General features: G+C 51.5%; 11 protein-coding genes and 1 tRNA gene. 9 read left to right on the top strand and 3 right to left on the bottom strand.

Going from position 1 to position 14,110, the window contains the following annotated elements; all coding sequences use genetic code 11:
- Positions 1-72: 72 nt before the first annotated feature.
- From ompA to argG, 3 genes are all read right to left on the bottom strand, one after another.
- On the bottom strand, positions 73-1,104 hold the full coding sequence (gene ompA / locus MUU46_RS07230) for a porin OmpA (protein ID WP_159760217.1): 1,032 nt from the start codon (positions 1,102-1,104) through the stop codon (positions 73-75).
- A gap of 217 nt (positions 1,105-1,321) precedes the next feature.
- Complete coding sequence (locus MUU46_RS07225; protein WP_258965204.1) at positions 1,322-1,951, bottom strand: winged helix-turn-helix transcriptional regulator; 630 nt, start codon at positions 1,949-1,951, stop codon at positions 1,322-1,324.
- Between the two features lie 187 nt (positions 1,952-2,138).
- Positions 2,139-3,485, bottom strand: coding sequence for an argininosuccinate synthase (gene argG / locus MUU46_RS07220; protein ID WP_258965203.1), 1,347 nt, complete (start codon positions 3,483-3,485; stop codon positions 2,139-2,141).
- Positions 3,486-3,815: 330 nt separating this feature from the next.
- On the opposite strand from argG, the gene MUU46_RS07215 reads away from it, so the two are divergent.
- From MUU46_RS07215 to nlpI, 9 genes are all read left to right on the top strand, one after another.
- Positions 3,816-3,892: transfer RNA gene (locus MUU46_RS07215), tRNA-Met, on the top strand.
- A 196-nt stretch (positions 3,893-4,088) separates the two neighbouring features.
- A complete protein-coding gene (gene rimP / locus MUU46_RS07210; protein WP_159760211.1) occupies positions 4,089-4,541 on the top strand; it encodes a ribosome maturation factor RimP in 453 nt (150 codons plus the stop codon).
- Positions 4,542-4,568: 27 nt separating this feature from the next.
- The gene (gene nusA, locus MUU46_RS07205; protein WP_258965202.1) at positions 4,569-6,056 is read left to right on the top strand and encodes a transcription termination factor NusA; all 1,488 of its coding nucleotides are present in this window, start codon (positions 4,569-4,571) and stop codon (positions 6,054-6,056) included.
- 24 nt (positions 6,057-6,080) lie between these two features.
- Entirely contained in the window at positions 6,081-8,765 is a 2,685-nt protein-coding gene (gene infB, locus MUU46_RS07200) for a translation initiation factor IF-2 (protein WP_159760207.1), read from the top strand.
- A 152-nt stretch (positions 8,766-8,917) separates the two neighbouring features.
- Positions 8,918-9,319 carry a 30S ribosome-binding factor RbfA gene (gene rbfA / locus MUU46_RS07195; protein WP_159760206.1) on the top strand — a complete coding sequence of 134 codons (402 nt, stop codon included), beginning with the start codon at positions 8,918-8,920 and terminating at the stop codon, positions 9,317-9,319.
- Positions 9,319-10,263 carry a tRNA pseudouridine(55) synthase TruB gene (truB, locus tag MUU46_RS07190; RefSeq protein ID WP_159760204.1) on the top strand — a complete coding sequence of 315 codons (945 nt, stop codon included), beginning with the start codon at positions 9,319-9,321 and terminating at the stop codon, positions 10,261-10,263. Before rbfA ends, truB begins: the two co-directional genes overlap by 1 nt.
- A gap of 146 nt (positions 10,264-10,409) precedes the next feature.
- The gene (gene rpsO, locus MUU46_RS07185; RefSeq protein ID WP_097164217.1) at positions 10,410-10,679 is read left to right on the top strand and encodes a 30S ribosomal protein S15; all 270 of its coding nucleotides are present in this window, start codon (positions 10,410-10,412) and stop codon (positions 10,677-10,679) included.
- Between the two features lie 247 nt (positions 10,680-10,926).
- A complete protein-coding gene (gene pnp, locus MUU46_RS07180; protein WP_159760202.1) occupies positions 10,927-13,062 on the top strand; it encodes a polyribonucleotide nucleotidyltransferase in 2,136 nt (711 codons plus the stop codon).
- Positions 13,063-13,170: 108 nt separating this feature from the next.
- A complete protein-coding gene (gene nlpI, locus MUU46_RS07175; RefSeq protein ID WP_159760200.1) occupies positions 13,171-14,058 on the top strand; it encodes a lipoprotein NlpI in 888 nt (295 codons plus the stop codon).
- Positions 14,059-14,110 lie beyond the last annotated feature (52 nt).

The raw sequence follows: 14,110 nt of genomic DNA, 5'->3' as shown, positions 1-14,110 counted from the left end.
CCTTCAGATATAAAAAAGCCCGATACGTATGATCGGGCAAATAAATCAAGTGTTTGCTATCGCGAGTAAATCTTACTGACCGGAGATCTGTACCACTACACGGCGATCTGGGGACAGGCAGTTGATCAGCGCATTGCCGGACTGGTTGTCACAAGAATTACCGGTTACAGAATCGCTGGCGCCACGGCCTTCGGTCTGGATGTTTGCAGCAGGCATGCCATCGGCTACCAGCTGGTCAGCAACGGCCTGTGCACGACGTGCAGAGAGCTGCTGGTTGTATTCAGCCTGACCCGTACGGTCGCTGTAGCCGATTACGGTGGTGTTGTTATCTTTTGCAGCTTGCATTTCTGGAGAGTTATACAGCTGGTCGATTGCAGCTTTACCTTCGTCAGTCAGCGCGGCGGAATCGTAACCGAACATCACGTCAGACTTCAGATTGAAGGTTTTAACTTCTGGAGCTGGTGCTGGAGCAACGACTGGTGCTACGTCATCGTTCTGGCCGAAGCGATATACGATGCCAGCAGTCACGGAGTGAACGTCTGAGCTCAGACCGATCTGGTTAGAGTTGCCAACGTTGCTAACCCACTGGTATTCCAGACGGCCAGCCCAGTTTTTGGTGAAGGCATATTCGGTACCAGCAGCAACCACTGGACGCACGCCAGTTTCGAATTTGTTGTGACCGGCAACGTCGGTCTCAGCACGGTAACCCATCGCACCGAAACGACCATACAGATCCCAGTCATCGGTCAGCGCGTAGCTGGTTTTCAGAGACATCTGCAGACCCTGGCTCTTCATTTTAGCGCCGTTTACGCCGTTGTTACCGTTGTACTGCATGTTGCCAAGATAGTCGTAACCACCTTCAACTGCCAGCCAGTTAGTGATCTGGTAACCACCAAATACACCGCCGCCAACGTTGTCGTGATCAACGTTGAAATCGTTAGAAGCCGCCAGGCTGTTGTTGAAATCTTTGTTGCCGCTGACGTCAGCGTAATGAGACCAACCGAATTTAGCACCGGCGTACCAGGTATTTGCGTTACCAGCTGCGAATGCGGAAGAAACTGCGCACGCGTTTAAAACAATCAGAGCGACAAGCGTCTTTTTCATTTTGAACCTTAATCCTATTTTGAAGTCAAAAACTTAAAAGTTGATGAATAGCGTAGGTCGCTAAGATATAGATGATTTTTATTTTCTGTTAATTTAAAGAAGTTTAAATTTAAATCTAGGATGGATTTTAGACGATTTATTTTCTAGAGATTTGCGGATGTTTTGAAATGTAAAAAACCCTCGGCTGTTATTTATCTGGCCGAAGGTTTCTGAGCAATTAGAATTTCTCTGGCAGAGATTCGATATGCTGCAAAAATCCACCGCGAATAAATTGAATGTATTTCCCTTTCTTCAGGGCTGATAACACGTTCAAGATACTGCTGCGCGAGAGATGTGTCCTGTCTTGTATATAATCGAGAATCGAAATCCTCATTCGCATATCTTCAGGAAGGAGAATCATTTCCATCAAATGATTGCGAATAACGGCATAGGTTCGCTGCTGTAAAACCAGAGCATCGCGGTAAGCAAGATACGCAGTGTGGTATGCCAGCAGAGATGTGACATCTTCCCACAGGTTTTGTTCCCGGAAAATGCGAAGTGCTTCTTCGGCATCAATACGCGAAAGCGAACATTCGGTCTCTGCGCGCAGAACATGACCCCGCATTGGCTGCAAAATTTCTGCCACGCCAAAAATGTGTCCTTCATAGACCGTAATCATCAGCAGCCCATCGGACATGCGGAGGATTGAGATTTCCCCGTCCTTGCAAAGCCAGAGCTGCTGTTTGCCTTTGTAATGCCAGTTCAATTTTTTTCTTGGAACCGCATTAACAGCCGTTGCGAAGGGTTCAAGTGCCTCAAGGAGTCGATTTATTGCCTCTTGGGGGCGGATAGGTGATGTAATGTGCATAGAGATCCTCATGAATAATGACGATTTCTTCCGTCAGAAATTATAGAAGACATGGTAATGCACTCGCAGGGATACCGACAGGTAAAATAAACTCAAACACGCTTTATGGATGAAAAAAGACCGGACTTGGCAATCTTTTTTCGGTACAAAAATAATTAAGGCCGGATAACCGGCCTTAATGATGGTCTTATTTCTTCGTCTGGTTATCCAGATTCTCTACCTGTGGAAGCCCATTATCGGAAGAGGCGGACAGCAGGCCGGTCTTCGCGTAACCCAGAAGCTTCTCGCGAGTATCGGTAATATCCAGATTACGCATGGTCAGCTGACCAATACGATCGTCTGGCGAGAATACGGAGTCACCTTTTTCCATCGTCAGACGTTCTGCTTTATAGGTCAGATTGTCAGAAACGGTATTCAGGATGGAATAATCGTTACCACGACGCAGTTCCAGCGTGACTTCACCGGTAATGGCGCTGGCAACCCAACGCTGGAGTGCATCGCGCAACATCAGCGCCTGGGAATCGAACCAGCGGCCCTGGTACAGCAGACGACCTAACTGACGACCATGAGCGTGATATTGTTCAATAGTATCTTCGTTATGAATACCGGTCAGCAGACGTTCATAGGCAATGTGCAGCAGAGCCATGCCCGGAGCTTCATAGATCCCACGGCTCTTGGCTTCAATGATGCGGTTTTCAATTTGATCGCTCATGCCCAGACCGTGACGGCCACCAATGCGGTTGGCTTCCAGCATCATTTCAACGTCATCGTTGAAGGTTTTGCCGTTCAGCGCCACCGGATGACCCTGCTCGAAGCGGATAGTGACTTCTTCTGCCGGGATCTTAACGTTCTCGTCCCAGAACTTAACGCCCATAATCGGGGTCACGATTTTGACGCTGGAGTTCAGGAATTCCAGGTCTTTGGCTTCGTGAGTCGCGCCCAGTATGTTGGAATCGGTGGAGTAGGCTTTTTCGACCGACATTTTGTAGTCGAAACCGCAGGCAATCATAAACTCGGACATTTCCAGACGGCCGCCGAGCTCGTCGATGAAATCGGTATCAAGCCACGGTTTGTAAATTTTCAACTCGGCATTGGTCAGCAGGCCGTAACGATAGAAACGTTCAATATCGTTGCCTTTATAGGTACTGCCATCGCCCCAGATATTGACGCCATCTTCTTTCATTGCAGAGACCAGCATGGTGCCGGTCACCGCACGTCCGAGAGGTGTGGTGTTGAAATAGGTCAATCCGCCAGTGGTGTTATGGAATGCACCACACTGGATAGCGGCAATGCCTTCGGCCACGAGCTGCTTACGGCAATCGACAAGGCGTGCGTTTTCAGCGCCGTATTCCATCGCGCGACGTGGGATAGCATCGTAGTCTTCTTCATCGGGCTGACCGAGGTTGGCGGTGTAAGCATACGGGACCGCCCCTTTTTTTCGCATCCACAGCAGTGCGGCACTGGTGTCCAGACCACCGGAGAAAGCGATACCAATACGTTGACCAGATGGAAGATGCTTGAGAATCGTCGTCATAAAGTAAAACCCTGCTTGCCAGACTGTGAGGAGGTAAGTGTTTACGCTACTGCATGTTTATGCAAAATAAGTGAGTTTTCATTTAATCATCTTTTTTCGGGAACAGGAAGTGATTCATGCGTGTTAGCGGAAAAAATCCCTGCAATCGCCGATAACATTATGCATAACAGCAGGTTTTTTATGCTTCATCAAATGTCAATATGAATGAGTTGACATAACCAATGAAAATTCAATATACTACAGGCCGGTTTTACGTCCCGTCCTCGGTACCAAATCCCAGCAGTATTTGCATTTTTTGCTCCGAATGAGTAAAATATGCCACGTTTCAGGCGCGGGGTGGAGCAGCCTGGTAGCTCGTCGGGCTCATAACCCGAAGGTCGTCGGTTCAAATCCGGCCCCCGCAACCACTTTCCCTTTGAGTTTTTTCAAATATACTCTTCGTATTCGTCGCTGGATTTGAAAGAATTCTCACGGAAAGTACTCCAGACCGCATTTGCGGTTGTAGGGTTCAGTTATCTAAAGCCCCGATTTATCGGGGTTTTTTGTTATCTGACTAAAGAATAACTGGGCTTTATGCCCTTTTTTTACGTCTTGGGGGTGGGCTTGTCCACATTAGAACAGAAATTAACAGAGATGCTTAAAGCGCCGGTTGAGGCTCTGGGCTTCGAGCTGGTCGGCATCGAATTCATTCGCGGTCGCACATCTACGCTGCGCATCTATATTGATAGTGAAGATGGCATCAATGTTGATGATTGTGCTGATGTGAGCCACCAGGTCAGTGCCGTCATGGATGTCGAAGACCCCGTTACCGTCGCTTACAACCTGGAAGTCTCCTCACCAGGGCTCGACCGTCCTATGTTCATCGCTGAACATTACACGCGTTTCCTCGGTGAAGAGGTCACGCTGGTCCTGCGCATGGCGGTTCAGAACCGTCGTAAATGGCAGGGCATTATCAAAGCGGTAGACGGTGAGATGATCACTGTTACAGTCGAAGGCAAAGATGAAGTGTTCGCGCTGAGTAACATCCAGAAGGCGAACCTGGTTCCCCACTTTTAACAGTCTGGATTGAGGTGAAAGGCCCCGATGAACAAAGAAATTTTGGCTGTTGTTGAAGCCGTTTCCAATGAAAAATCGCTGCCGCGCGAGAAGATTTTCGAAGCGCTGGAAAGCGCCCTGGCAACGGCTACAAAGAAAAAATACGAACAAGAAATTGAGGTTCGCGTTAGCATCGATCGTAAGAGCGGTGACTTTGACACTTTCCGTCGTTGGGTAGTGGTCGAAGAAGTTACGCTGCCAACCCGTGAAATCACGCTGGAAGCTGCTCGCTACGAAGATGAAAGCATGAACGTGGGCGATTACGTTGAAGACCAGATTGAATCTGTGACCTTCGACCGTATCACCACTCAAACCGCGAAGCAGGTTATCGTGCAGAAAGTCCGCGAAGCGGAACGCGCGATGGTTGTTGATCAGTTCCGTGAACACGAAGGTGAAATCATCACCGGCGTGGTGAAGAAAGTGAACCGCGATAACATCTCTCTGGATCTTGGCAGCAATGCTGAAGCAGTGATCCTGCGTGAAGATATGCTGCCGCGCGAAAACTTCCGCCCAGGCGACCGTATTCGCGGTGTACTGTACTCCGTACGTCCAGAAGCGCGTGGCGCTCAGCTGTTCGTCACCCGTTCTAAGCCGGAAATGCTGATCGAACTGTTCCGCATTGAAGTGCCAGAAATTGGTGAAGAAGTTATCGAGATCAAAGCGGCAGCGCGCGATCCGGGTTCCCGTGCGAAAATCGCGGTGAAGACCAACGATAAGCGTATCGATCCAGTGGGTGCTTGCGTAGGTATGCGTGGTGCACGTGTTCAGGCAGTTTCGACTGAACTGGCCGGCGAGCGTATCGATATCGTGCTGTGGGACGATAACCCAGCGCAGTTCGTGATTAACGCGATGGCTCCGGCCGACGTGGCGTCTATCGTTGTTGACGAAGACAAACACACCATGGATATCGCGGTAGAAGCGGGCAACCTGGCGCAGGCAATTGGTCGTAACGGCCAGAACGTGCGTTTGGCGTCTCAGCTGAGCGGTTGGGATCTCAACGTAATGACCGTTGACGATCTGAATGCGAAGCATCAGGCGGAAGCACACGCGGCTATCGATACCTTCACCAAATATCTCGAAATTGATGAAGACTTCGCTACCGTGCTGGTAGAAGAAGGTTTCTCCAGCCTGGAAGAACTGGCCTATGTGCCAATGAAAGAACTGCTGGAAATTGACGGACTGGATGAACAGACCGTTGAGGCACTTCGTGAACGTGCGAAAAACGCACTGACTACGCTGGCGCTGGCTCAGGAAGAAAGCCTCGGTGATAATAAACCGGCTGACGATCTGCTGAACCTTGAAGGTCTCGATCGTGCAATGGCATTTAAGCTGGCTGCCCGCGGTGTTTGTACGCTGGAAGATCTCGCCGATCAGGGCATTGACGACCTGGCTGATATTGAAGATTTAACCGACGAGAAAGCCGGTGAGCTCATCATGGCCGCACGTAATATTTGCTGGTTCGGCGACGAAGCGTAATAAACTGTAGCAGGAAGGAACAGCATGACAGATGTAACCGTAAAAACGCTGGCCGCAGAGATTCAGACTTCCGTGGACCGCCTGGTACAGCAATTCGCTGATGCAGGCATCCCAAAGCAAGCTGACGACTCTGTGACCGCACAAGAAAAACAGACCTTGTTGGCACACCTGAACCGTGAACACGGTTCGGCGCCTGACAAGCTGACGCTGCAGCGTAAAACTCGCAGTACCCTGAGCGTTCCGGGTACTGGTGGTAAGAGCAAATCGGTGCAGATTGAAGTCCGCAAAACGCGTACCTTTGTAAAACGTGACCCGCAGGAAGCCGACCGTCTGGCTGAAGAAGAAGCGAAGCGTGAAGCGGAAGAACAAGCCCGCCGTGAGGCTGAAGAAGCAGCCAAGCGTGAGGCACAGGCAAAAGCTGAACGTGAGGCCGCAGAACAAGCTAAACGTGAATCCGCTGATAAAGCGAAACGTGAAGTTGCGGAAAAAGACAAAGTGAGCAATCAACAGACCGACGATATGACAAAAACCGCCCAGGCTGAAAAAGCCCGCCGTGAAGCAGAATCTGCAGAGCTGAAGCGTAAATCGGAAGAAGAAGCGCGCCGTAAGCTTGAAGAAGAAGCGCGTCGCGTTGCGGATGAAGCCCGCCGCATGGCCGCTGAAAACGAGAAAAACGGTGTTAATACAGTCGCAGAGCCGACTGAAGACAGCAGCGATTATCACGTGACCACTTCTCAGCATGCGCGCCAGGCTGAAGATGAAAACGACCGTGAAAGCGAAGGTGGCCGTAGCCGTACCCGTACTGCTAAAGCGCCACGTCCTAAGAAAGCCAACAAACACGCTGAATCCAAAGCTGATCGCGAAGAAGCTCGTGCTTCTGTTCGTGGTGGTAAAGGCGGCAAGCGTAAAGGTTCCGCGCTGCAGCAGGGCTTCCAGAAGCCAGCTCAGGCCGTTAACCGTGACGTTATCATCGGCGAAACCATCACCGTTGGCGACCTGGCAAACAAAATGGCCGTTAAAGGTTCTCAGGTCATCAAAGCAATGATGAAGCTGGGCGCAATGGCGACCATCAACCAGGTCATCGACCAGGAAACCGCACAGCTGGTTGCCGAAGAGATGGGCCACAAAGTTATCCTGCGTCGTGAAAACGAGCTGGAAGAAGCAGTAATGAGCGACCGTGACACTGGCGCAGCGGCTGAACCGCGTGCACCTGTTGTGACCATCATGGGTCACGTTGACCACGGTAAAACGTCTCTGCTCGACTACATTCGTTCTACTAAAGTAGCCTCCGGCGAAGCGGGTGGTATTACCCAACATATCGGTGCTTACCACGTAGAAACTGACAACGGCATGATCACCTTCCTGGATACCCCGGGCCACGCCGCGTTTACCTCCATGCGTGCTCGTGGTGCGCAGGCGACGGATATCGTGGTTCTGGTTGTTGCCGCAGACGATGGCGTGATGCCACAGACTATCGAAGCAATCCAGCACGCGAAAGCGGCGCAGGTGCCGGTAGTTGTTGCGGTGAACAAAATCGATAAGCTGGAAGCCGATCCGGATCGCGTTAAGCAGGAACTGTCCCAGTACGGCATCATGCCGGAAGAGTGGGGCGGCGAGAGCCAGTTCATACATGTGTCTGCGAAAGCAGGTACTGGTATCGACGATCTGCTCAACGCTATCCTGCTGCAAGCTGAAGTTCTCGAACTGAAAGCGGTTCGTAACGGTATGGCAAGCGGTGCAGTCATCGAATCCTTCCTCGATAAAGGTCGTGGTCCGGTTGCTACCGTTCTGGTTCGTGAAGGTACTCTGAACAAAGGTGACATCGTTCTTTGTGGCTTCGAATACGGTCGTGTTCGTGCGATGCGTAACGAACTGGGTCAGGAAGTCGTGGAAGCAGGTCCGTCCATTCCGGTTGAGATCCTCGGCCTGTCTGGTGTACCGGCTGCCGGTGACGAAGTAACGGTTGTTCGTGACGAGAAGAAAGCGCGTGAAGTTGCGTTGTATCGTCAGGGCAAATTCCGTGAAGTTAAACTGGCTCGTCAGCAGAAATCCAAGCTGGAAAACATGTTTGCCAACATGACCGAAGGCGAAGTTCACGAAGTGAACGTCGTTCTGAAGGCCGACGTACAGGGTTCTGTAGAAGCAATCTCCGATTCTCTGCTGAAACTCTCTACCGACGAAGTGAAGGTGAGAATCATCGGTTCTGGCGTAGGTGGTATCACCGAAACCGACGCAACCCTGGCTGCTGCATCCAACGCAATTCTGGTTGGCTTCAACGTACGTGCTGACGCTTCTGCGCGCCGTGTTATTGAATCCGAAAGCCTGGATCTGCGTTACTACTCCGTCATCTATCATCTGATCGACGAAGTGAAAGCGGCAATGAGCGGTAAGCTGTCTCCAGAACTGAAACAGCAGATCCTCGGCCTGGCTGAAGTTCGCGACGTGTTCAAATCACCGAAATTTGGTGCCATCGCAGGTTGTATGGTTACCGAAGGTGTGGTCAAACGTCACAACCCAATCCGCGTCCTGCGTGACAACGTGGTTATCTATGAAGGTGAGCTGGAATCCCTGCGCCGCTTTAAAGATGATGCCAACGAAGTCCGTAACGGCATGGAATGTGGTATCGGCGTTAAGAACTACAACGACGTACGCGTCGGCGATGTAATCGAAGTGTTCGAGATCATCGAGATTCAGCGCAGCATCGACTAATCCACGTCGCCTTTTGGGTCGCGACTTTGTCGTAACCCAAAATTCTTAGTGGATTTGGAGATCTTGCAGGCCGGGTTAGCGAAGCGCCACCCGGCAATAATTCTAAAAAGGGGCTTTGGCCCCTTTTTTGTCTTTTATCTGGAGAATTTATTATGGCGAAAGAATTTGGTCGCCCGCAGCGCGTATCCCAGGAGATGCAGAAAGAAATTGCTATCATCCTGCAGCGCGAAATTAAAGATCCACGTCTGGGCCAGATGACCACCGTATCCGGTGTTGAAGTCTCCCGTGACCTGGCGTATGCCAAAGTATTCGTAACCTTCCTGAACGACAAAGATGAAGCCGCTGTGAAAGCGGGCATCCGTGCGTTACAGGACGCTTCTGGTTTCATCCGTACGCTGCTGGGTAAAGCCATGCGCCTGCGTATCGTGCCGGAACTGACCTTCTTCTACGACAACTCGCTGGTCGAAGGTATGCGTATGTCCAACCTCGTGACCAACGTGGTTAAGCACGACGAAGAACGTCGTGTGAACCCGGATGACACCAAGGAGGACTGATGAGTCGTCCTCGTCGTCGTGGTCGCGACATTCATGGCGTGCTGCTGCTGGATAAACCGGAAGGCGCATCCAGCAATGATGTTCTGCAAAAGGTGAAGCGACTTTATAACGCCAACCGCGCAGGGCACACAGGCGCTCTGGATCCGCTGGCGACCGGTATGCTGCCGGTATGTCTTGGTGAAGCCACCAAGTTTTCTCAGTACCTGCTCGACTCCGATAAACGCTACCGCGTTATCGCGAAGCTGGGGCAGCGTACTGATACGTCAGATGCCGATGGCCTGGTTGTGGAAGAGCGTCCGATGACGTTCAGCGCCACCGAACTTGCCAGCGCACTGGACAGTTTCCGTGGCGACACGATGCAGGTACCGTCGATGTACTCTGCATTAAAATACCAGGGCAAAAAGCTGTACGAATACGCTCGCCAGGGTATTGAAGTCCCGCGTGAAGCGCGCCCGATAACCGTGTATGAACTGCTGTTTATTCGCCACGAAGGGGATGAACTGGAGCTGGAAATCCACTGTTCGAAAGGCACCTATATCCGCACCATCATTGATGACCTGGGCGAAAAGCTCGGCTGCGGGGCGCACGTTACGATGCTGCGTCGCCTGGCCGTGAGCCGTTACCCGGTCGACAGAATGGTGACGCTGGAACATTTGCAGGCACTGGTTGCACAGGCTGAAGAACAGGATATTCCTGCGGCGCAGCTGCTGGATCCGTTGTTGATGCCAATGGACAGCCCGGCAGAAGATTTCCCGGTTGTGAATTTGCCCCTGACGTCCTCGGTGTACTTCAAAAATGGCAATCCGGTTCGTACTGCCGACGTGCAGGTACACGGTCTGGTGCGCGTGACGGAAGGCGAAGAAGGCAAATTCATCGGTATGGGCGAGATTGATGATGAAGGCCGTGTCGCGCCGCGTCGTCTGGTCGTCGAGTACCCGCAATAATCGCCTGTCTTGCGATAACATGTCGCTACGGGTAGAATATTGCCGCTTAACGTCTGAATTTAGGTTCGCCTGCATGACGACGTTAATCCTGGGGTCGCTGAATTAGAGATCGGCACCCTTTTTACTTTTTAAATCTGGAGTTTAAAATGTCTCTAAGCGTTGAAGCTAAAGCAAAAATCGTTTCCGAGTTTGGTCGTGGTTCTAACGACAGCGGCTGCACCGAAGTTCAGGTTGCTCTGCTGACTGCACAGATCAACCACCTGCAGGGTCACTTCTCTGAGCACAAAAAAGATCACCACAGCCGTCGTGGTCTGCTGCGTATGGTTTCTCAGCGTCGTAAACTGCTTGACTACCTGAAACGTAAAGATGTAGCACGCTACACCGCGCTGATTGAGCGTCTGGGTCTGCGTCGCTAGTTCTGGCGAGTTTCAGAAAGAGGGGCCTTTATGGCCCCTTTTTTCAACCAGATGGCAGCAATTAACATGAAACTCATGTATTGTTTGTATTGCTGAAACAAATGATCTTCGTTGCAGCGTTTCGCGCGGCTAATGAGAGACTTAACCGTTGGTTAGGATTGTCATTAGTCGCGAGGATGCAAGAGGATCGGGTCTTTAAACGGCACATCCAATGGTGTCCCGTTACTCATCTTGAAAGGATAAAATTTTGCTGAATCCGATCGTTCGTAAATTCCAGTATGGCCAGCACACGGTCACACTGGAAACTGGCATGATGGCGCGTCAGGCGACTGCTGCCGTTATGGTTAGCATGGATGACACCGCGGTATTCGTTACCGTTGTGGGTCAGAAAAAAACTAAACCAGGCCAGGACTTCTTCCCGCTGACTGTTAACTATCAGGAGCGTACTTACGCTGCGGGTAAAATTCCTGGTGGCTTCTTCCGTCGTGAAGGCCGTCCAAGCGAAGGCGAAACCCTGATTGCGCGTCTGATTGACCGCCCGGTTCGCCCGCTGTTCCCAGAAGGCTTCATCAACGAAGTCCAGGTTATCGCGACCGTTGTGTCCGTAAACCCACAGGTTAACCCAGATATCGTGGCAATGATTGGTGCTTCCGCAGCACTGTCCCTGTCCGGTCTTCCGTTCAACGGCCCAATCGGCTCTGCGCGCGTGGGTTATATCAACGACCAGTACGTGCTGAACCCAACCCAGGATGAGCTGAAAACCAGCAAACTGGACCTGGTTGTTGCCGGTACTGAAGCCGCTGTACTGATGGTTGAATCTGAAGCTGAACTGCTGAGCGAAGACCAGATGCTGGGCGCCGTGGTGTTCGGCCACGAACAGCAGCAGATCGTTATCCAGAACATCAACGACCTGGTGAAAGAAGCCGGTAAAGCACGTTGGGATTGGCAGCCAGAAGTTATCGACGAAGCGCTGCATGCGCGCGTTGCGGGTCTGGCACAGTCTCGTCTGAGCGATGCTTACCGCGTCACCGACAAACAGGAACGTTACACTCAGATTGATGCTATCAAATCTGAAGTGATTGCGACCCTGGTTGCTGAAGACGAAACGCTGGATTCTAACGAGCTGGGCGACATCCTGCACGGTATCGAGAAAACGGCTGTACGTAGCCGCGTACTGGCTGGCGAACCGCGTATCGATGGTCGTGAAAAAGACATGATCCGTGGTCTGGATGTGCGTACTGGCGTACTGCCACGTACTCACGGTTCTGCCCTGTTCACCCGTGGTGAAACTCAGGCGCTGGTTACTGCCACACTGGGTACCGCACGTGACGCACAGAACATCGACGAACTGATGGGCGATCGTACTGACAGCTTCCTGTTCCACTATAACTTCCCTCCGTACTCCGTGGGCGAAACCGGTATGGTTGGCTCACCGAAGCGTCGTGAAATTGGTCACGGCCGTCTGGCGAAGCGTGGCGTGCTGGCAGTTATGCCTACCAGTGACGAATTCCCGTACACCGTTCGTGTGGTTTCTGAAATCACCGAATCTAACGGTTCTTCTTCCATGGCTTCCGTGTGTGGTGCTTCTCTGGCCCTGATGGATGCAGGCGTACCGATTAAATCTGCAGTAGCCGGTATCGCGATGGGTCTGGTGAAAGAAGGCGAGAACTTCGTGGTTCTGTCTGACATCCTCGGCGACGAAGATCACCTGGGCGATATGGACTTCAAAGTTGCGGGTTCCCGCGAAGGTATCTCTGCTCTGCAGATGGATATCAAAATTGAAGGTATCACCAAAGAAATCATGCAGGTTGCTCTGAATCAGGCCAAAGGTGCGCGTCTGCACATCCTGGGCGTGATGGAACAGGCAATCAACGCACCGCGTGGCGACATCTCTGAATTCGCACCGCGTATTCACACCATCAAGATCAGCCCGGACAAGATCAAAGACGTTATCGGTAAAGGCGGCTCTGTTATCCGTGCGCTGACTGAAGAAACCGGTACTACCATCGAAATCGAAGATGACGGTACTGTGAAGATCGCAGCGACCGACGGTGACAAAGCACAGTACGCTATTCGCCGTATCGAAGAGATCACCGCTGAAATCGAAGTGGGCCGCATCTACAACGGTAAAGTCACCCGTATCGTAGACTTCGGTGCATTCGTTGCTATCGGTGGCGGTAAAGAAGGCCTGGTACACATTTCTCAGATCGCTGACAAGCGTGTAGAGAAAGTGACTGACTATCTGCAGATGGGTCAGGAAGTACCGGTTAAGGTTCTGGAAGTTGATCGCCAGGGCCGTGTCCGTCTGAGCATTAAAGAAGCGACCGAGCAGACTCAGCCTGCCGCCGCGCCGGAAGCTCCGGCAGCGGAACAGGGCGAGTAAGGTTGCCTATTAGCCCTCCGCCTTTGCGGAGGGCGCATTCCGGGCAGGACGCTTGTTAGCAGCCGGGGAACAGGACGTTCATCCAATTGTTGTCTTCGGGAGTGGGAAATGAAGCCTTTTTTGCGCTGGTGTTTCGTTGCGACAGCACTCACGCTAGCAGGATGCAGCAACTCCTCTACCTGGCGTAAGAGCGAAGTCCTGGCGGTGCCATTGCAAGCGACATTGCAGCAAGAAGTGATTCTGGCACGTATGGAACAAATTCTTGCCAGTCGGGCTTTATCCGATGATGAACGCGCACAGCTTTTATATGAGCGCGGAGTGTTGTATGATAGTCTTGGTTTGAGGGCATTAGCGCGTAACGATTTCTCGCAAGCGCTGGCAATCAGACCCGATATGCCTGAAGTATTCAATTACTTAGGCATTTATTTAACGCAGGCAGGCAATTTTGATGCTGCCTATGAAGCGTTTGATTCTGTACTTGAGCTTGATCCAACTTACAATTACGCATATCTGAACCGCGGCATCGCGCTTTATTACGGTGGTCGTGCTAAGTTAGCGCAAGATGATCTGCTGGCGTTTTATCAAGACGATCCCAATGATCCTTTCCGTAGTCTGTGGCTATACATCGTTGAGCGGAAGCTCGATGAGAAGCAGGCTGTCGTAGCACTTAAACAGCGCTATGAAAAATCGGACAAAGAGCAATGGGGATGGAACATTGTCGAGTTCTATCTCGGTGACATTAGCGAAGCAACGCTGATGGATCGCCTGAAGACGGACGCAACGGATAACACCTCGCTCGCTGAACATCTCAGTGAAACAAACTTCTATTTAGGTAAGTACTACCTAAGTCTGGGGGACAAGGACAGCGCCACGGCACTGTTCAAACTGGCGGTTGCTAACAACGTTCATAACTTTGTTGAGCACCGATACGCATTGTTGGAATTAGCGCTCTTGGGCCAGGAGCAAGATGACCTGGCAGAATCGGACCAGCAATAGCTGACGAACATACAAATCAGACCATATTCTTTTTTGATTGCCATCATCTTCA

It is taken from the genome of Scandinavium tedordense (assembly GCF_024764965.1).
GTDB lineage: Bacteria > Pseudomonadota > Gammaproteobacteria > Enterobacterales > Enterobacteriaceae > Scandinavium > Scandinavium tedordense.
This window is presented reverse-complemented; position numbering and strand designations above follow the sequence as displayed.

Bases quoted from the DNA above. Each gene is read 5' to 3' on its own strand.
- infB (WP_159760207.1), top strand. From the start codon at position 6,081: ATGACAGATGTAACCGTAAAAACGCTGGCCGCAGAGATTCAGACTTCC.
- truB (WP_159760204.1), top strand. From the start codon at position 9,319: ATGAGTCGTCCTCGTCGTCGTGGTCGCGACATTCATGGCGTGCTGCTG.
- MUU46_RS07225 (WP_258965204.1), bottom strand. From the start codon at position 1,951: ATGCACATTACATCACCTATCCGCCCCCAAGAGGCAATAAATCGACTC.
- argG (WP_258965203.1), bottom strand. From the start codon at position 3,485: ATGACGACGATTCTCAAGCATCTTCCATCTGGTCAACGTATTGGTATC.
- rpsO (WP_097164217.1), top strand. From the start codon at position 10,410: ATGTCTCTAAGCGTTGAAGCTAAAGCAAAAATCGTTTCCGAGTTTGGT.
- ompA (WP_159760217.1), bottom strand. From the start codon at position 1,104: ATGAAAAAGACGCTTGTCGCTCTGATTGTTTTAAACGCGTGCGCAGTT.
- nlpI (WP_159760200.1), top strand. From the start codon at position 13,171: ATGAAGCCTTTTTTGCGCTGGTGTTTCGTTGCGACAGCACTCACGCTA.
- rbfA (WP_159760206.1), top strand. From the start codon at position 8,918: ATGGCGAAAGAATTTGGTCGCCCGCAGCGCGTATCCCAGGAGATGCAG.
- nusA (WP_258965202.1), top strand. From the start codon at position 4,569: ATGAACAAAGAAATTTTGGCTGTTGTTGAAGCCGTTTCCAATGAAAAA.